This window comes from Stenotrophomonas mori, assembly GCF_023556335.1.
Lineage (GTDB): Bacteria > Pseudomonadota > Gammaproteobacteria > Xanthomonadales > Xanthomonadaceae > Stenotrophomonas > Stenotrophomonas mori.
The window spans coordinates 493,309-511,231 of the sequence record NZ_JAIKTS010000001.1 but is presented as its reverse complement, the minus strand read 5'-3'; the positions used below and the strand labels follow the sequence as shown (position 1 = coordinate 511,231).

The window sequence follows — 17,923 nt, the reverse complement described above, 5'->3', positions numbered from 1 at the left end:
CTTGGTTGCCTTCCGTTCCGCCGCAGGCCGCCGCATGTCCGCCCCCGCCCCGTTCCGCGCCTTCCGCATCCACAACGACGACGCCGGCTACCGCAGCGGCCTGGAACCGCTGACCCTGGACCGGCTGGCCCCCGGCGAGGTGGTCGTCCGCGCCCGCTGGTCCTCGGTCAACTACAAGGATGCGCTGGCCGGCACCGGCCGGGGCAGGATCCTGCGCCGTTTCCCGCTGGTGGGCGGCATCGACGTGGCCGGCGAGGTGGTTGCCTCCAGCGACCCCGCCGTCCGCGAGGGCGACGCGGTGCTGGCCACCGGCTGCGGCCTGAGCGAGACCCGCGACGGCGGCTACAGCCAGTACGTGCGGCTGGCCTCCGCGGCGGTGATCCCGCTCCCCGCCGGGCTGTCCCTGCGCGAGGCCATGGTGCTGGGCACCGCCGGGTTCACCGCGGCGCTGGCCCTGCTGCGCATGAAGGACAACCGGCAGACCCCGGACCATGGCCCGCTGGCCGTCACCGGCGCCACCGGCGGGGTCGGCTCATTGGCGGTGGACATCTTCAGCCGTGCGGGCTTCGAGGTGCACGCCATCAGCGGCAAGCCCGAGGCCGGCGACTACCTGGCCCGCCTCGGCGCCCGCCAGGTACTGGGCCGCGATGCCCTGGCCCCGGGCCGGCCGCTGGCGTCGGCGCGCTTCGGCGGCGGCCTGGATAGCGTCGGCGGCCCCCTGCTGGCCAGCCTGCTGGCGCAGACCGCCCCCTACGGCAACGTCGCCGCGGCCGGCCTGGCGGCGGGCGCGGAGCTGGACATGACGGTGATGCCCTTCATCCTGCGCGGCGTGTCGCTGCTGGGCGTGGCCTCGGCCGGCACCGCGCGCGATCTCCGCGAACGGGTCTGGCAGCACCTGGGCGACGACTGGAAACCGCGCCACCTGGACACCGTGTGCACCGCCGAGGTCGGCCTGGATGGCCTGCCGGCGGTATTCGAGCGGATGCTGGCCGGCGCCGCGCTCGGCCGCACCGTGGTCCGGATCGACTGACTGAATGCGTTCCCCCACACCCCCCAGGTTGCTTCGCGCTGCCCACAGGCAGACACTACGGCGGCTACACCATCAGGGGGTGAGAGGACGTGGCGCGTATTCTGATCGTTGACGATTCGCCATCGCAGCTGCTGGGCATCCAGCGCATCGTCGAAAAACTGGGGCATGAGACCTTTACCGCCAACGATGGCGCCGCCGGCGTGGAGGTGGCCAAGACGGTCCTTCCCGACCTGGTGCTGATGGACGTGGTGATGCCCAACCTCAACGGCTTCCAGGCCACCCGCACCCTGCGCCGCGAAGCCCGCACCGCGCACATCCCGGTGGTGCTGGTGACCACCAAGGACCAGGACACCGACCGCCTGTGGGGCATGCGCCAGGGCGCCAAGGCCTACATCACCAAGCCATTCTCCGAGGATGAACTGTCCGAGGTGATCGCACGGGTATTCGGCGGCGGCGCGATTCCCGACGCTTGACCATATGCAGCGGGCATCGCCCGCTGAAGCTCTTCCGGCCGGCCCCCGCCGGGCAGGGCCCCGCGCTACAGAACCGTCGCGATCCGCCCGTTTGTAGAGCGGGGCCACGCCCCGCTGAAGCTTCCCCGGCCAACCCTCGCCGGGCAGGGCCCGGCGCTACAGAACCGTCGCGATCCGCCCGTTCGTAGAGCGGGGCCACGCCCCGCTGAAGCTTCCCCGGCCAATCCGCCGGGCAGGGCCCGGAGCTACGAAACCGCCGCGATCCGCGCGTTTGTAGAGCGGGGCCACGCCCCGCTGAAGCTTCCCCGGCCAACCCCGCCGGGCAGGGCCCGGCGCTACAAAACCGTCGCGATCCGCCCGTTCGTAGAGCAGGGCCGCGCCCCGCGGTTCCTACACCTTCTCGCCGAAGGCCCTGGCCAGCTCGCGGTAGGCCTCGCGCTGCGCTTCGTCGCCGGCCAGGGGCGCCACCACCTCCAGTTCGACGATCTGGTCGCCCTCGGGCGTCCCCGGCAGGCCGCGGCCGCGCAGGCGCAGCTTGCGGCCGCTGTCCGAGTCGGGCGGAATCTTCAGCTCCACCGCACCGCCCAGGGTCGGTACGCTGATGCGGGTGCCCAAGGCCGCCTGCCAGGGCGTCACCTGCAGCGTATAGAGGATGTTGCGGCCGTCGACCTCGAACTGGGGATGTTCGGCGTACTCCACTTCCAGCATCAGGTTGCCGCCGCCACTGCCCTGCCCCGCCAGGCGGATCACCTGCCCCGGGCGGATGCCCTTGGGCACGCGCACGTCGAGCTGGCGGCCATCGAGGTTCAAGCGCAGCGTGTCGCCGCCATGGGCCGCCTCCAGCGGCACCGACAGCTTGGCGCGGGTGTCGCGTGACGGTTGCGGGCCGCCGCCGAAGCCCTCGAAGCCTCCCTGCGCGCGGCCGCCGCGCTGGCGCGCGAACAGGCTCTCGAAGAAATCGCTGAAACCGCCGCCGGCACCGGCACCGCCGAACACCTCCTCGAAATCGAAGCCCTGGCCGCCGCCGAAGTTCGGTGGCGCATGGAACTCCTCGCCCGGCCGGTAGCCCTGCGCCCGCAGCTGGTCGTAGGCCTGGCGCTTGGCCGGATCGCGCAGGGCCTCGTAGGCTTCATTGACGGCCTTGAACTGGTCCTCGGCACCGGCCTCCTTGCTCACGTCCGGATGGTACTTGCGCGCCAGCCGGCGGTAGGCGGTCTTGATCTCGGCATCGCCGGCCGTGGGCTCCACGCCCAGTGTCGCGTAGTAATCCTTGAATTCCATCCAGGCACCCTATCGGAGAAACAGGCCCGCCGGCTCGGCACCGGCAGGCGGAAACAGGCACGGCATCGCCGCGGCGCCATTCTAGCCGCGGCGATGCCGGAGGACCGCGATGCGGCGCGGATCAGCCGCCGCCGGTGCCGGCCTCGATCGGGATGCGCCGCGGTGCCGCCTCGACACGCTTGGGGATGCGCACTTCCAGCACGCCGTCGCGGCTGCGCGCGGCGATGCCCTCGGCGTCGGCGCTGTCGGGCAGCGCGAAGCGCCGCTCGAAGGCCCCCTGGCCGCGTTCGATGCGCGAGAAACGCTCGCCGTCGGCGGCCAGCGGCGCACTGCGCTCGCCGCGGATCGACAGCACGTTCTTGTCCATCTGCAGCTCGATCGAGGCCGGGTCCACGCCCGGCAGGTCGGCGTGCAGCACGAACCCGTCCTGCTGCTCGTGGATGTCCACGGCCGGCTGCCAGCGTCCACCCGCGACGGCCTCGCGCGGCGTTTCCAGCAAGGGCGCCAGCAGATGGCGGATGTCGGGCTGGGTCGGCCACTGGCGGTAACGTACGATGCTCATCATCTCCTCCTGCAACGGATGCGGGCCGGCGGGCCGGGATGGCGCCGCCGCTCCCATGCAGGGGAAGTGCTGCGTGAAGACGGCCTTTTCAAGCCGTTGACGCGCCCCTTAGACCCCCCTCACTAAACTGCAATTCAGCCTAGGAGAGCCCCATGACGATCCGCGTCGGCGACCGCATCCCCGAAGTGACCCTCAAGCGCATCCGCGAGGGAATGGAAACCGTCGACACCCGCGCCCTGTTCGACGGCCGCAAGGTGGTGCTGTTCGCGGTGCCCGGTGCCTTCACCCCCACCTGCTCCGCGCGCCACCTGCCCGGCTACATCGAGAACTTCCCCAGGTTCCGCAGCCGCGGCATCGAGGTCTACTGCATGGCGGTGAACGACCCGTTCGTGATGCAGGCCTGGGCCGCCACCCAGTCGGTGCCGGACGGACTGCAGATGCTGTCCGACGGCAACGGCGACTTCACCCGTGCGCTGGGCCTGGAAATGGACGCCAGCGGTTCGGGCATGGGCATGCGTTCGCGCCGCTTCGCGCTGTACGTGGACAACGGCACCGTACGCGGCGTGCATGTCGAAGATCCCGGGACGTTCGAGGTGTCCTCGGCCGAGTACATCCTCGACCACCTGCCCGGATAGTTCCCCCCCTGCCACCCAAGGAGCAGCCCGCCATGAGCAAGCCATCCGCCCGCACCTCCGCCCGCACCGCCACGCCGGCCGGCATGACCGACCGCAAGACGCTGCGCGCCAATGCCCGCAAGCGCATCGAGGACGGTGCCGTCACGCCGACCTACAGCGCCGACCGCAAGGCGGTGATCAAGCTGCTCAACGATGCCCTGGCCACCGAGTGGGTCTGCGTGCTGCGCTACTACCGCCACTACTACATGGCCAGCGGCATGCTCGCCGACGCGGTCAAGGCCGAGTTCCTGGAGCATGCCCAGCAGGAACAGGCGCACGCCGGCATGCTCGCCGAGCGCATCGTGCAGCTGGGCGGCGAGCCGGACTTCGATCCGGACACCCTCACCGCCCGCTCCCATGCCGAGTACAAGGAAGGCGGCAACCTGCGCGACATGGTGCGCGAGAACCTGATCGCCGAGCGCATCGCCATCGACAGCTACCGCGAGATGATCAACTTCGTCGGCGACAAGGACACCACCACCAAGCGCATCCTCGAGCACATCCTCGCCCAGGAAGAGGACCACGCCGACGACTTCGCCGACATGCTCGAAGGCTGGATCGGCGAGTAGCACGCCGCAGGTGCCGGGCCGGTCCGGCACCTGGCCTCCCGGCACCGGTCAGGGCGCGCTCCGTACCTGGGCAAGTACCCCCGTCAGAGTGCGCCACGTGGAAGTGGCAGCGCGTCTTGGTTCCCGCCCGTAAAAGCGCATGCTCGATGGCTGGATCGGCGCAGACAGCCCCCGCAGGTGCCGGGCAGGCCCGGCACGAATCGTCCCATACCGGTGCAGCCCGATAACCGGTGCAGTCGTCCCGGCACCGGTCATGGCGGGCGCGCGAGGCGCGCCCCGCACCTGCGTCAGTGCGCCACGCGGAAGCGGATGCGCGTCCAGGCGCCGTCCGCGGCCAGCGCGGTGAGGCGGTGCTCCCCTGGTTCGTCGAAATCACGCACGAAGGCCCGCGCGCCCTCGGTCTGTGCGATCCAGCGCCCGTCCAGCAGCCAGGTGACCGTCGATTCGCTGCCGATCGCCTGCAATTGCAGCCGCGGCCCGTGCGTCGCGCCCGGCGGCCGCGCCAGCGTCGCGCGGTCGTCCAGCCCGCGGATGTACAGCGTGCCGTCCTGGCCACGGCCATCGTCGGCGCAGCCCGGCGCCAACGGCGGCAGGCGCTGCGCGCGCCGCTGCGCCTGCGACAGCCAGGGCGTCGCCAGGGCCGGCCAGCGTGCCAGCTCGCGCACCGCGCGCGGGCCCGGGACCTCGCAGCCGGCGGACAGCCGCAGCCCGCTGCGCGCGTCGACCTCGAAGCGCAGCCGCCCCGGCTGCCATAGCCGCGCTTCGCGCTCGGCGAACGTCGGCGGCACGGCCTGTTCCAGCGCCAGCGCCTTAAGCGGCCGCTGGCACAGCGCCGCCGGAGTCTCCGCCGCGGCGATGCCCAGCGGCCAGCACACCTCCACCTCGCTCACGCTGGCCGGCATCGCCGGCACCGCACCGTCGCCGGGCAAGCGCGGCAGGCTGTCGATCACCTCGAACATCAGCGGCAGCGCGGTCACCGCGCCGTACTGCCCCGGCAACGGCGTGCCGTCCGGGCGACCCACCCACACCCCGACCGTGTAGCGGCGGGTGCCGCCGATCGCCCAGGCGTCGCGGTAGCCGTAGCTGGTACCGGTCTTCCAGGCCACCGCCGGCCGGCTGCCGGTGTCGAAGGTGCCCACGCCATAGCCGGGGCGCGGATTGGACTGCAGGATGTCGCGCACGATCCACGCCGCGCCCGGCGACACCAGCCGGCGCTCGATGCGCGGATCATCCGGGGTATAGCGCACGCGCCCGGCGATGCCCTCGCGGTTGAGCGCGGCGAAGGCGCCGACCAGGCCTTCCAGGCGCGCGCCGGTGCCGCCCAGGATCAGCGCCAGGTTGGGCTGCACCCCGTGCGGGAAGCGCAGCTTGATGCCGGCATTGCCCAGCCGCGCGGCGAAGCGCGACGGGCCGACACGGTCGAGCAGGTCCACCGCCGGCACGTTGAGCGACAGCCGCAGTGCGGTGGCCGCGCCCACCGGGCCGTTGAAGGCGGCGTCGAAGTTGCCGGGGCGGTAGCCGCCGAAGCTCTGCGGGGCATCCACCAGAAGGCTTTCCGAATGGATCAACCCGTCGTCCAGCGCCATGCCGTACAGGAACGGTTTGAGCGTGGAGCCGGGCGAGCGCCAGGCCTGCACCATGTCCACGTGGCCCAGCCGCGCCTTGTCGCCGAACGCCACCGAGCCGACGTAGGCACGCGCTTCCAGCGTGGCGTTGTCCATCACCAGCAGCGCGGCCGAGGTGCGCTCGGGCAACTGCGAGAAATACGCGGCCACGCGCTCCTCCAGGGTGCGCTGCAGGCCGCTGTCGAGGGTGGTCCGGATATGCGCCGCGCGCGGCTGGGCGCTGCGCAGGCGCTGCGCCAGCAAGGCGGCGTGCAGCGGCGGCTGCAACGAGCGCGCCACCACCGGCTCGATGCGCGCGTCGGCCACCTCCTCGGCCGACCACACGCCGAGCTCGGCCATGCGCGCCAGCACCTTGTCGCGGGCACGCTGCGCCGCTTCGGGATGGCGGTCCGGGCGCAACCGGCTCGGCGACTGCGGCAGCACCGCCAGCAGTGCCGCCTCGGCCTGCGACAGGTGCGCGGCGGACTTGCCCAGATAGGCCCAGCTGGCGGCCTCCACGCCTTCGATGGTGCCACCGTAGGGCGCGCGTTCCAGGTACAGGGCGAGGATCCGCCGCTTGTCCAGGTGCACCTCAAGCTGCAGCGCGCGCAGCAGCTGCTTGGCCTTGCCCCAGGGTGTGCGCGTGTGCGGATCGAGGATCCGCGCCACCTGCATGGTCAGGGTGGAGCCACCGGAGACGATGCGGCGTTCGCTCAGCATCTGCCCCGCCGCGCGCAGCAATCCCCAGGGGTTGATGCCCGGATGGCGCCAGAACCAGCGGTCCTCGTAGGTCAGCAGCGCCTGCAGGTAAAGCGGCGACACCGTGTCCACGCTGGCCGGATAGCGCCACACGCCCTCGGCATCGGCGAAGGCGCGCAGCGGCGTGCCGTCGCGTGCGGCCACCAGTGTGCTGGTGTCGCGCGAGGTCGGCAGCGGCGGCGGGAAGGCCAGGTCCAGGAGCAGCAGCAGCGACAGCGCAGCCACCGTGCCCCAGCGCAGGTAGGGCAGGAGACACCGGAACAGGCGGGGGCAACGCCGGAATGGCGGTTCCTTATCGGGACCGCCCGTACGTCCGGCCCTCGCCCCCGCCGCGCCCCCGGAGAGAGTGGAGCGCTGTGCCGCCGGTGTCCGTGGTGTGCCGCTCGCCATCGACCCTTCATCCATTGCACCGCGGGCGCCTGCTCCGGCGGGCGCCCGCGGTGGCCGTCACGGCTGCACGACGGTGATCGTGGACGGGCTGGAACGCCCGACGCCGCGCAGCTCGGGGCGGTACATGTCCTCGGCCAGCGGCGGCGGCACCGTATAGGTCCCCGGAGTCACCGCGCGCACCAGGTAGAACACCCGTGCGGTACGCCCGCGCGCGAGGTTGAGCGCGGCCACGTAGCGGTCGTCGCGGTACTCCTCGTGCCTGGCGTCGGCCGCTCCGGAACGGTCGCTGATCTGGATGCCGTCCACCACCACGTCGGCCCACTGCTTGGCGTCGCCGAGGTTGAAGTTCTCCACCTCCAGCCCCGCCGGCAACAGGTCGGTCAGCAGGGCATCGGGCATCGCGCTGTTGGCGGTGACGCTCAGCCGCACGATCAGCGCCTCGCCTTCCTTCAGCGGGCCGGGCTGCCAGGGCTTGCCGTCGGGGGTGAACCAGTCACGCTCGATGCCGATCACCCGGGTGTCCGGCGCCGGTGCCTGGCGCGGGATGCCGGCCACCTCCAGGCTGGCGAACATCGGCGCCTCGCCCTGCGGCGAGAAGCGCACACCCTGCGCCAGCTGCGCGGCGTCGAACACCCGCGCGAACAGCTTGCGCGCATCGATGGCTTCGCGCGCCTCGCCCACCGCCAGTTCGCCGGACACCCGCTTCTTCTGGTCGGCCATCAGCCCCTTGCCCAGCCGCGCCAGCGCCACCTGCTCCTGCGTGCTCAGCCACAGCCAGCCGCTGCCGCGGCGCGCATCCAGTTCGCGGCCCAGCCCGACCGCACGCGCGTCGTATTCGGGCTTGGCCAGGCCATGCTCGTGCAGCAGCGCGATCATCAGCGCCCCGTCGCGCAGCGGGCTGCCGTAGTCGCCGAAATAGCCCGGCCGGTCGCTCGCCCCCTTGTCGAAGCCAGCGGCGATGGCGGCCTGGCCGCGCTTGCCGTCGCCCTGCAGCGACAGCGCCACGCCCAGGTGCACCAGCGACAGCGCGGTGACGGCCTTGCCGCGCTCGTTGTCGTACAGCGCGCGCAGCGTGCCCAGCGGCGCACGGTTGACGCGCGCCAGCACGTAGCCCGAATAGGCCTGGTTGGCGAAGGTCAGCGCCTCGCGCCGCTCCTGCCCGTAGAACGGGTTGCCGCCACTGAGCAGGTCCTCGCTGATCCGGTTCAGGGCCTTCTGCAGCACCGCGTCCGGCACCGCGAAACCGGCGTCCTTGGCATCGAGCAGGAACTCGGCGATGTACGGGGTCAGCGCCGGATTGACGTAGTCGTCGTTGCCCCACATCGAGAAGTTGCCGTTGGCCACCTGCATCGAGGCCAGCCGTCCGAACGCGCCCTCCATGCGCTCGCGGCGCGCCTTGGCGTCCAGGCCATCGGCACCGAGCATGGCCGAGGTCGCCTGGTCCAGCAGCAATGCGGCATAGCCCTTGCTGGCGGTCTGTTCGCTGCAGCCGTAGGGGTAGTTCAAGGCCCCCTGCAGGGCCGAGGCGAACGGGATCGGCGGCAACGGGCTGACCAGCATGCGCGCGTTGACCGAGCCGGGCATCAGCCCGCCGGCGAAGCCGCTGTCCAGGGTGACCGGCGCCAGCGGGTCCAGGGTGCGGGTCTGCGAGCGCAGCACCTGCGGCCAGGCCGCGCGTACCGGCAGGTCGTGGCGGCGGTCGACCTTGAAGCCGTTGCCGTCCACCCGCACCCGCACCTTGGCCACGCTGTAGCCTTCCTGCGCACTGAGCGGGAAGCTCAGCGTCCGCTTGGCGTCGGCGGCCAGCTGCAGCGTGCGCGTGCCTTCGGCGATGGCCAGCGGGCCCTCGCCGTCCACGCGCACGGTGAAGTCGCCCGGCCTACCGGTGAAGTTCTGCACGTCCAGGGTCACCGTGCTGCGGTCGCCCGGCGCCATCACCCGCGGCATGCTGGCCTCGGCCAGGATCGGTGCGCGCACCACCGTTTCCACGTCGCGGTTGCCATAGCGCTGGTCCGAATACACCAGCGCCGACACCCGCAGCGTGCCGTTGAAGTCCGGCACCTGCAGGACGATGCGGGCGTTGCCCCTGGCGTCGAGCGCGACCGGGCCGGAGAACAGGTCCACGGTCTGCACCCGTGCGGTCGGGCGCCGCGCCTGCGGCAGTGCCTGCAGGGCCATGTCGCCGCCGAACTTGAGCTTGCCGCTGCCGCCCTCGAAGCTCTCGATCACCCGCCCGTAGATGTCGTAGGCGTCCACGCCCAGCCGCCGCTGCGCGAAGAAGTGCGCGGTGGCGTCGGGCACCGGGAAGCGGGTGATGTTGAGGATGCCCACGTCCACCGCCGAGACGGTGACATGCGCCGGCTTGCCCGCCAGTTCCGGCGCGCTGACGGTGACCGCCAGCGGCTGCTCGGGGCGCATCTGCTGCGGCGCCACCAGGCCCACCGCGACGCGGCGGTCGCGGCGGTCCATCGGCACGTGCGCCACGCCCACGGCGCGCGCCGGGGTGATCCTGCTGGGCGCGCTGCCGCCACGGAACACCAGCGCGGTGACGTAGACGTCGTGCCGTTCCCAGTCCCGGGTGACCGGGATCTCGAAAGTGCTGCCCGGCTTGGCCTCGATGTCCTGCACGTAGAGCATGCGGTCGCTTTCGACCATCAGCACGCCGCGGCCGGCATGCGGCGGGGTCAGCGTCACCTTCAGCGTGTCGCCGGCCTTGTAGCCGGTCTTGTCGAGCGCGAGCTTGACCTTGTCCGGGCGCGCGTCCAGGCCGCGGTTGTCGTCGTTCCAGCTCCAGCCGGCGCGGAACGGGTAGCGCATGGTCAGGCCGCTGGCCGGGTCGAACACGTCCACCCGGTACTCGCCCCACTCCACCGGGAAATCGAACGTCGCCGAGGTCGCGCCGGCGTCGACGGTACGGGTGTCCTTGTTCTCGAAGCGGCGGGTGAAGTCGTAGTCCCAGCGGTTGTCGGTGAAGGTCCAGTGGTAGTCGCGCAGTTCACGCACCAGGGTGACCTTCAGCCCCTTCGCCGGCTGCGGCGTGCCGTCGGCATCCACGCGCAGCAGCTCGAAGCGGGCGTTGGCATTGGCGTCGGCACCGTCGGCGTCGTTGAACAGCGGGCGCACCGCGACCAGTGCCGGGGCCGGCCACAGCACCCGCTTGAGCGTGCGGGTGACGGTGCGGCCACCGGTCTCGTAGACGCTGCCGGAAACCACCGCCGCCACCGTCGTGCCCTTGCCGACCTCCTCCGGCAGCGCGATGTCCTCGCGCAGCCGGCCGTCCCCGGGCAGGGTGGTGTCGATCACGTCGTCGGCAGCGCGCGGCAGGGTCACGGTCGGGTCGCCGAAGAACCAGCCCGGCATCGACTCCACCGGGTGCTGCTCCACCGCCACCGCCAGCCTGGCGGTGAAGCGGTTGCCATCGGCCGGCGCGCCGTACAGGTAGGCGGCGTCGGCCTGCAGTTTCAGCGGCTCGCCGGGCCTGAGCGTCTTCTGCGCGCTGTCCAGGTCCAGCTTCATGCGCTCGGGCAGGAATTCCTCGATGCGCAGGGCCATGCCCTGCACCGCCTCCTTGCTGGCCGGGTCGGTGCGGAACTCCACCTGCCAGCGGCCGGTCGGCGCCTCGACCGGGATCGCCTGCTCGAAGCTGAAATAGCCCTGCGCATCGGGCTGCAGGCGGGTCTCGCGGAAGACCTTGCCGTCGGGCTGCTTCAGGCGCAGGAACACCGGCTGCAGCGCCTTGCCGGAACCGGCGACCGGGCGGCCGTCGTTGTCGCGCAGAAGCGCCGACACGCGTACGGTCTCGCCGGGGCGGTACAGGTCGCGGCCGGACCAGGCGAACACGTCGAACCCGGCGCTCTGGCGCCCGGCCACGGCGAACTCGCTCAGGTCCAGCGCCGGCTGGTTGAACGGCAGCAGGGTGGTGTCGCCGCCGCTGGAGGCCACCAGCACGTGGGCGGCGTCGAGCGTGTAGTTGAGCAGCGCGTTGCCGTTGGCGTCGGTCTGCCCACGGAGCACCGTCTCGCCCTTGCCGTCCAGCACCCGCAGCTCGATCTTCTTCGCCGGCGCGCCGGAGGCCAGCGAGGCGGTGTGCACGAACAGCTGCTCCTTGTAGGCGCGGGTGTGCAGGCCGATGTCGCTGACGGTGAAGAACGCGGTGTCGTACTCGCCTTCGAAACTGCCGGCGCGCTTCATCACCGCGAAGTACAGGCCGGGCTGCTGCAGCTCGCGGATGTCCTGGATCGGCAGGTAGGTCAGCATGCGTTCGTTGGGCTTGCCACCGAGCACGAAGCGGTTGACGTAGACCGGGTCGGCCAGCTGCGCGATCGGCGTGTGCTCGCCGTAGTCGCTGTCCAGTTCCCAGCTGCCGCGGCGGCCGCCGCGCTGGTACTGGCTGAAGAAGGTGGGCAGATTCTTCTCGCCCACGCGCAGGAACTCGACGTCCACCTCCGGCACGTTCACCGACACCACCGGCAACCCGCGGCTCTCGCGTGCCGGCAGCACGCTGCCCTGCGAGGCGAAGCCGGCGGCCGGCGACAGTTCGCCGGTGAACACCTTTTGCCGTACTTCCTTGCCGAGGCGGCTGCCGTCGGCGGCCAGCAGGTCGGCCGAGACGATCAGGGTGTAGTCCTTGGCCGCCTCGACGTAGGGGTAGCGCAGGGTCCTGCCGTCATCGGACAGCGACCAGCTGCTGTCCTCGGTGCCGACCTTCTCCTCGAAGCGCAGCAGCGTGTCGAAGTCCTGGGTGCCGACCAGCGGCTGTGAGAACTCCACCGCCAGCGCCAGGCCGTCGCCGCCCTTCTGGTCCGGCCACACCCGTACCAGTGCGAAGCCGTCGACCGTCTCGCGCTCGGAATGGATCGCCTCGCCGCTGGCGCCGGGCAGCTGCCCGGTCTCGTTGCGCTTGCAGCCGGCCACCAGCGCCAGCGCCAACAGCGCGGCCGTGGCCCAGCGCACGTGCTTCCACTTCCGGTCGTTCATGGCCTTCTCCTGCGGACGCGGCGAGTATAACGGCCGCCCGTGACCTTCCCGCATGCGCGCCGGGCTCCCTGCCGCGCCGCGTCCGCTCAGCGCGGCTGGACGGCCCCGGGCACCCGCACGGCGCCCTCCATCAGCACCCGTGCCGAACGCGACATCACCGCCCGGGTCACGGTCCACCGGCCATCGGCCAGGGCCACCGCCGCGCCCACCCGCAGCGTGCCGGAGGGATGGCCGAAACGCACCGCGTCGCGCGCCCCACCGCCGGCGGCAAGGTTCACCAGGGTGCCGGGCACGGCCGCGGCCGCGGCGATGGCGACCGAGGCGGTGCCCATCATCGCGTGGTGCAGCTTGCCCATCGACAGCGCGCGCACGTTGAGGTCGATCTCGGCCGCGGCGATGCGCTTGCCGCTGGAAGCCGCGTAGTCCTTCGCCGGTGCCACGAAGGCGACCTTGGGCGTGTGCTGGCGCGTGGCCGCGTCCTCCGGTGCCTTGATCAGCCCCATGCGCAGCGCACCGGCCACGCGGATGGCTTCCAGCCGGGCCAGCGCCGCCTTGTCGTCGTTGACCGCCGGCTGCAGCTCGGTGCCATCAAAGCCGAGGGCGGCCGCATCGACGAACACCGTGGGAATGCCGGCGGTGATCAGCGTGGCCGTGAGCGTGCCGATGCCGGGCACCTCCAGGTCGTCGACCAGGTTGCCGGTGGGGAACATGCCGGGCTGGAGCCCCTCACCGCCCTCGCCTTCGTCGTCGGAGGGATCGATGAACTCCAGCACGATCTCGGCCGCCGGGAAGGTCACCCCGTCCAGTTCGAAGTCGCCGGTTTCCTGCACCTGCCCGTCGCTGACCGGGACATGCACGACGATGGTCTTGCCGATGTTGGCCTGCCACACCCGTACCGCCACCGTGCCTTCGCGCGGGATGCGCGCGGCCGGGACGAAGCCGTTGGCGACGGCGAACGGCCCCACCGCGGTGCTGAGGTTGCCGCAGTTGCCCGACCAGTCGACGAAGGCGCTGTCGATGGAGACCTGGCCGTACAGGTAGTCGACATCGTGGTCCGGCACCGAGGCCGGGGCGATGATCACGCACTTGCTGGTGCTGGAGGTCGCCCCGCCCATGCCGTCGGTGTGCTTGCCGTACGGGTCGGGCGAACCGATCACGCGCATCAGCAGCGCGTCGCGCGCCGGGCCGGGGACCCGCGCCGCTTCCGGCAGGTCGTCGAGGCGGAAGAACACGCCCTTGCTGGTGCCGCCACGCATGTAGGTGGCGGGGATGCGGATCTGCGGGGCGTGCGTCATGTTCGTCTCCTTGCCCCCGCAGACGCGGCGTCAACCGCGAACGGGGGACTTTCCGGGAAGGCCCCGTCGCGACCGGGGTCGCTCCTGCGGGGAGGGGCGGTATGCATCAGGCGGCGCTGCCTTCCAGGAAGTCCTGCGCGAAGCGCTGCAGCACGCCGCCGGCCTCGTAGATGGCCACTTCCTCGTCCGAATCCAGGCGGCAGGTCACCCGGACCTCGACGGTGCCGCCGTCGCGGCGGTGGATCACCAGGGTCAGGTCGGCACGCGGGGTGCGCTGGCCGACCACGTCGTAGATCTCGGTGCCGTCGATGCCCAGCGTGGTGCGGTCGGTGCCCGGCTTGAACTCCAGCGGCAGCACGCCCATGCCGATCAGGTTGGTGCGGTGGATGCGCTCGAAGCCCTCGGCGGCGATGGCTTCCACGCCCGCCAGGCGCACGCCCTTGGCCGCCCAGTCGCGCGAGCTGCCCTGGCCGTAGTCGGCGCCGGCGATGATGATCAGCGGCTGCTTGCGCGCCATGTAGGTCTCGATCGCCTCCCACATGCGCATGACCTTGCCGTCCGGCTCCACGCGCGCCAGCGAGCCCTGCTTCACGCTGCCGTCGGCGTTGCGCACCATCTCGTTGAACAGCTTGGGATTGGCGAAGGTGGCGCGCTGCGCGGTGAGGTGGTCGCCACGGTGGGTGGCGTAGGAATTGAAGTCCTCTTCCGGCAGGCCCATCGTCGCCAGGTACTCCCCGGCCGCGCTCGACGGCAGGATCGCATTGGACGGCGACAGGTGGTCGGTGGTGATGTTGTCCGGCAGCACCGCCAGCGGACGCATGCCGCGCAGCGTGCGCTCGCCGGCCAGCGCGCCCTCCCAGTACGGCGGACGGCGGATGTAGGTGCTCTGCGGACGCCAGTCGTACAGCGGACTGACCGGCGCGCCGTGCTCGACGCGTACGTTGAACATCGGGTTGTAGACGCGCCGGAACTGCTCCGGCTTGACCGAGGCCTTCACCACCGCGTCGATCTCGGCGTCGCTCGGCCAGATGTCCTTCAGGCGGACGGCATTGCCATCGGCATCGATGCCCAGCACGTCCTTCTCGATGTCGAAGCGCACGGTACCGGCGATGGCATAGGCGATGACCAGCGGCGGCGAGGCCAGGAACGCCTGCTTGGCGTACGGGTGGATGCGGCCGTCGAAGTTGCGGTTGCCCGACAGCACCGCGGTGGCGTACAGGTCGCGGTCGATGATCTCCTGCTGGATGGCCGGGTCGAGCGCGCCGCTCATGCCGTTGCAGGTGGTGCAGGCGAAGGCGACGATGCCGAAGCCCAGTGCCTCCAGCTCCGGCAGCAGGCCGGCGTCCTCCAGGTACAGCTGCACCGCCTTGGAACCGGGCGCCAGCGACGACTTCACCCACGGTTTGCGCACCAGGCCGCGGGCGTTGGCGTTGCGCGCCAGCAGGCCGGCGGCGATCACGTTGCGCGGGTTGGAGGTGTTGGTGCAGCTGGTGATGGCGGCGATGATCACCGCACCATCGGGCATCAGGCCCTGGGTTTCCTCGCCCTTGCCGCTTTCCAGCTTGGCTTCGTCGGCGATGCCGCGTTCGGCCAGCTCGGACACCGGCAGGCGCCGGTGCGGGTTGCTCGGCCCGGCCATGTTGCGCACGACCGTGGACAGGTCGAACTCGAGCACGCGCTCGTACTGCGCGGTGGCCAGCGCGTCGGCCCACAGGCCGGTGGTCTTCGCGTAGGTCTCCACCAGCGCCACCTGTGCTTCCTCGCGACCGGTCAGGCGCAGGTAGTCCAGGGTCTGCGGGTCGATGTAGAACATCGCCGCGGTCGCACCGTATTCCGGGCACATGTTGGAAATGGTGGCGCGGTCGCCGATGGTCAGCGCCGCGGCACCCTCGCCGAAGAACTCCAGCCAGGCGCCGACCACCCGCTCGGCGCGCAGGAACTCGGTCAGGGCCAGCACCACGTCGGTGGCGGTGATGCCCGGCTGCGGCCGCCCGCCCAGCTTGACGCCGACGATGTCCGGCAGCCGCATCCACGACGCGCGGCCGAGCATCACGTTCTCCGCCTCCAGGCCGCCGACACCGATGGCGATCACCCCCAGCGCGTCCACATGCGGCGTATGGCTGTCGGTGCCGACACAGGTATCCGGGAACGCCACGCCGTCCTGCACGTACACCACCGGCGACATCTTCTCCAGGTTGATCTGGTGCATGATGCCGTTGCCCGGCGGGATCACGTCCACGTTGCGGAAGGCGCGCTTGGTCCAGTCGATGAAGTGGAAGCGGTCCTCATTGCGGCGGTCCTCGATGGCGCGGTTCTTGGCGAACGCCTGCGGGTCGAAACCGCCGCACTCCACCGCCAGCGAGTGGTCGACGATCAGCTGCACCGGCACCACCGGGTTGACCTTGGCCGGGTCGCCGCCCTTCTCGGCGATCGCGTCGCGCAGGCCCGCCAGGTCCACCAGGGCGGTCTGGCCGAGGATGTCGTGGCAGACCACGCGCGCCGGGAACCATGGGAAGTCGAGGTCGTGCCTGCGTTCGATCAGCTGCGTGAGCGAATCGGTCAACATGGCCGGGTCGCAGCGGCGCACCAGGTTCTCGGCCAGCACGCGCGAGACGTAGGGCAGCGTGGCCCAGGCGCCGGAGGCGATGGCATCGACGGCTTCACGGGCATCGAAGTAGTCCAGTGCGGTGCCGGGGAGGGTCTTGCGGTGCTGGCTGTTCATGGCTGGCTCGGAAAGCGGGGGGACGGGAAACGGTGCGCAGCGGCCCCCTTCCGCCTCTTCCTCCGGGGGACACCCGGCGGGATGGCCGGGCGGCACGGTGAAGCCGCTCGAGGGGCGGGGCACAGGAATGTGCCGACTGCGGGTGCCCACGGGGCGGATGGGGGATCGGGCGACACCCCGTGCAATCCAGGGACTGCGGACGTCGCCCTGCCCTCACCCGCTCCCATGGGAGGCGGGGCTCGACGGCGCCTCAGGCGCGCTGGTCGAGCGGTACGAACGCCTGGTCTTCCGGACCGGTGTAGTTGGCGCTCGGGCGGATGATCTTGCCGTCGATGCGCTGCTCGACGATGTGCGCGCTCCAGCCGGCGGTGCGCGCGATCACGAACAGCGGGGTGAACATGGCGGTCGGCACGCCCATCATGTGGTAGCTGACGGCGCTGAACCAGTCCAGGTTCGGGAACATCTTCTTGATGTCCCACATCACCGACTCCAGGCGCTCGGCGATGTCGTACATCTTCATGTTCTGCTGCTCGGCCGACAGCGCGCGCGCCACGTCCTTGATCACCTTGTTGCGCGGATCGGACACGGTATAGACCGGGTGGCCGAAGCCGATGACCACTTCCTTGCGCTCCACGCGCGCCTTGATGTCGGCCTCGGCCTCGTCCGGCGTCTCGTAGCGTTTCTGAACTTCGAAGGCGACTTCGTTGGCGCCGCCGTGCTTGGGTCCGCGCAGCGCGCCGATGCCGCCGGCGATGGCGCTGTACATGTCGCTGCCGGTGCCGGCGATGACGCGGCAGGCGAAGGTGGAGGCGTTGAACTCGTGCTCGGCGTACAGGATCAGCGAGGTGTGCATCGCCTTGACCCACGACGCGCGCGGCGGCTCGCCGTGCAGCAGGTGCAGGAAGTGGCCGCCGATGGAGTCGTCGTCGGTCTCCACGTCGATGACCCGGCCGTTGTGGCTCCAGTGGTACCAGTACAGCAGCATCGAGCCCAGGCAGGCCATCAGCTTGTCGGCGATGTCGCGCGCGCCCGGGTGGTTGTGGTCGTCCTTCTCCGGCGACACGCAGCCCAGCACCGAAACGCCGGTGCGCATCACGTCCATCGGGTGCGCCGACGGCGGCAGCTCCTCCAGCGCGGCCTTGACCGCGGCCGGGATGCCGCGCAGCGCCTTCAGCTTGGCCTTGTAGGCGCGCAGCTCGGCGGTGTTCGGCAGCTTGCCGTGCACCAGCAGGTGGGCGATTTCCTCGAATTCGCTGGTGGTGGCCAGGTCGAGGATGTCGTAGCCGCGGTAGTGCAGGTCGTTGCCGCTGCGGCCGACGGTGCACAGCGCGGTGTTGCCGGCGGCGGTGCCGGACAGGGCGACGGACTTCTTGGGCTTGAAGGCCGGGGCGGCGGTGGATTCGGACATGATGGAACCTCGATCAGGGTCGGAACGGGAGGCCCCGCTGCCGGTGGCAGGGGGCGGCGGCATGCGTCCGGCCGGTGCCGGATGCTGCGCGCACGGGTGCACAGCGTTTTCCGGGGCCGTCCCTGGCGGTGCCCTCCGCGGGTTCCCGCCCTGCGGGACGGCTTCCCTGCCGCCCCGCC

Annotated in this window: 11 protein-coding genes; 4 read left to right on the top strand and 7 right to left on the bottom strand. The window is 71.2% G+C overall.

Annotation, left to right across the window (positions count from 1 at the left end):
- The first annotated feature begins 34 nt into the window (after positions 1–34).
- Positions 35–1,030 carry a YhdH/YhfP family quinone oxidoreductase gene (locus K5L01_RS02220; RefSeq protein ID WP_250061541.1) on the top strand — a complete coding sequence of 332 codons (996 nt, stop codon included), beginning with the start codon at positions 35–37 and terminating at the stop codon, positions 1,028–1,030.
- 89 nt (positions 1,031–1,119) lie between these two features.
- Complete coding sequence (pilH, locus tag K5L01_RS02215) at positions 1,120–1,503, top strand: twitching motility response regulator PilH (protein WP_250061539.1); 384 nt, start codon at positions 1,120–1,122, stop codon at positions 1,501–1,503.
- A 390-nt stretch (positions 1,504–1,893) separates the two neighbouring features.
- Here pilH and K5L01_RS02210 read toward each other — a convergent pair whose 3' ends face one another.
- Together K5L01_RS02210 and K5L01_RS02205 are read right to left on the bottom strand one after the other, a co-directional pair.
- Positions 1,894–2,784 (bottom strand): DnaJ C-terminal domain-containing protein, encoded by an 891-nt coding sequence (locus tag K5L01_RS02210; RefSeq protein ID WP_250061537.1) that lies wholly within the window; start codon positions 2,782–2,784, stop codon positions 1,894–1,896.
- A 121-nt stretch (positions 2,785–2,905) separates the two neighbouring features.
- A complete protein-coding gene (locus K5L01_RS02205) occupies positions 2,906–3,346 on the bottom strand; it encodes an Hsp20/alpha crystallin family protein (RefSeq protein ID WP_250061535.1) in 441 nt (146 codons plus the stop codon).
- A gap of 152 nt (positions 3,347–3,498) precedes the next feature.
- On the opposite strand from K5L01_RS02205, the gene K5L01_RS02200 reads away from it, so the two are divergent.
- Together K5L01_RS02200 and K5L01_RS02195 are read left to right on the top strand one after the other, a co-directional pair.
- On the top strand, positions 3,499–3,981 hold the full coding sequence (locus K5L01_RS02200) for a peroxiredoxin (protein ID WP_250061533.1): 483 nt from the start codon (positions 3,499–3,501) through the stop codon (positions 3,979–3,981).
- 32 nt (positions 3,982–4,013) lie between these two features.
- Positions 4,014–4,589, top strand: a complete 576-nt coding sequence (locus K5L01_RS02195; protein WP_250061531.1) for a ferritin-like domain-containing protein — start codon at positions 4,014–4,016, stop codon at positions 4,587–4,589.
- 287 nt (positions 4,590–4,876) lie between these two features.
- Here the strand turns inward: K5L01_RS02195 and pbpC are convergent, their stop codons facing one another.
- The 5 genes from pbpC to prpC form a co-directional block, all read right to left on the bottom strand.
- Complete coding sequence (pbpC, locus tag K5L01_RS02190) at positions 4,877–7,216, bottom strand: penicillin-binding protein 1C (protein WP_250063417.1); 2,340 nt, start codon at positions 7,214–7,216, stop codon at positions 4,877–4,879.
- Positions 7,217–7,399: 183 nt separating this feature from the next.
- Positions 7,400–12,319: an alpha-2-macroglobulin family protein gene (locus tag K5L01_RS02185; protein WP_250061529.1), complete on the bottom strand. Its 4,920-nt coding sequence runs from the start codon at positions 12,317–12,319 to the stop codon at positions 7,400–7,402.
- An 86-nt stretch (positions 12,320–12,405) separates the two neighbouring features.
- Entirely contained in the window at positions 12,406–13,614 is a 1,209-nt protein-coding gene (gene prpF, locus K5L01_RS02180; RefSeq protein ID WP_250061527.1) for a 2-methylaconitate cis-trans isomerase PrpF, read from the bottom strand.
- Between the two features lie 106 nt (positions 13,615–13,720).
- Entirely contained in the window at positions 13,721–16,336 is a 2,616-nt protein-coding gene (gene acnD, locus K5L01_RS02175) for a Fe/S-dependent 2-methylisocitrate dehydratase AcnD (RefSeq protein ID WP_250061525.1), read from the bottom strand.
- Positions 16,337–16,586: 250 nt separating this feature from the next.
- The gene (prpC, locus tag K5L01_RS02170) at positions 16,587–17,744 is read right to left on the bottom strand and encodes a bifunctional 2-methylcitrate synthase/citrate synthase (RefSeq protein WP_250061523.1); all 1,158 of its coding nucleotides are present in this window, start codon (positions 17,742–17,744) and stop codon (positions 16,587–16,589) included.
- Positions 17,745–17,923: the final 179 nt, after the last annotated feature.

Bases quoted from the DNA above. Each gene is read 5' to 3' on its own strand.
- K5L01_RS02200 (WP_250061533.1), top strand. From the start codon at position 3,499: ATGACGATCCGCGTCGGCGACCGCATCCCCGAAGTGACCCTCAAGCGC.
- K5L01_RS02195 (WP_250061531.1), top strand. From the start codon at position 4,014: ATGAGCAAGCCATCCGCCCGCACCTCCGCCCGCACCGCCACGCCGGCC.
- prpC (WP_250061523.1), bottom strand. From the start codon at position 17,744: ATGTCCGAATCCACCGCCGCCCCGGCCTTCAAGCCCAAGAAGTCCGTC.
- acnD (WP_250061525.1), bottom strand. From the start codon at position 16,336: ATGAACAGCCAGCACCGCAAGACCCTCCCCGGCACCGCACTGGACTAC.
- prpF (WP_250061527.1), bottom strand. From the start codon at position 13,614: ATGACGCACGCCCCGCAGATCCGCATCCCCGCCACCTACATGCGTGGC.
- K5L01_RS02205 (WP_250061535.1), bottom strand. From the start codon at position 3,346: ATGAGCATCGTACGTTACCGCCAGTGGCCGACCCAGCCCGACATCCGC.
- K5L01_RS02185 (WP_250061529.1), bottom strand. From the start codon at position 12,319: ATGAACGACCGGAAGTGGAAGCACGTGCGCTGGGCCACGGCCGCGCTG.
- K5L01_RS02210 (WP_250061537.1), bottom strand. From the start codon at position 2,784: ATGGAATTCAAGGATTACTACGCGACACTGGGCGTGGAGCCCACGGCC.
- K5L01_RS02220 (WP_250061541.1), top strand. From the start codon at position 35: ATGTCCGCCCCCGCCCCGTTCCGCGCCTTCCGCATCCACAACGACGAC.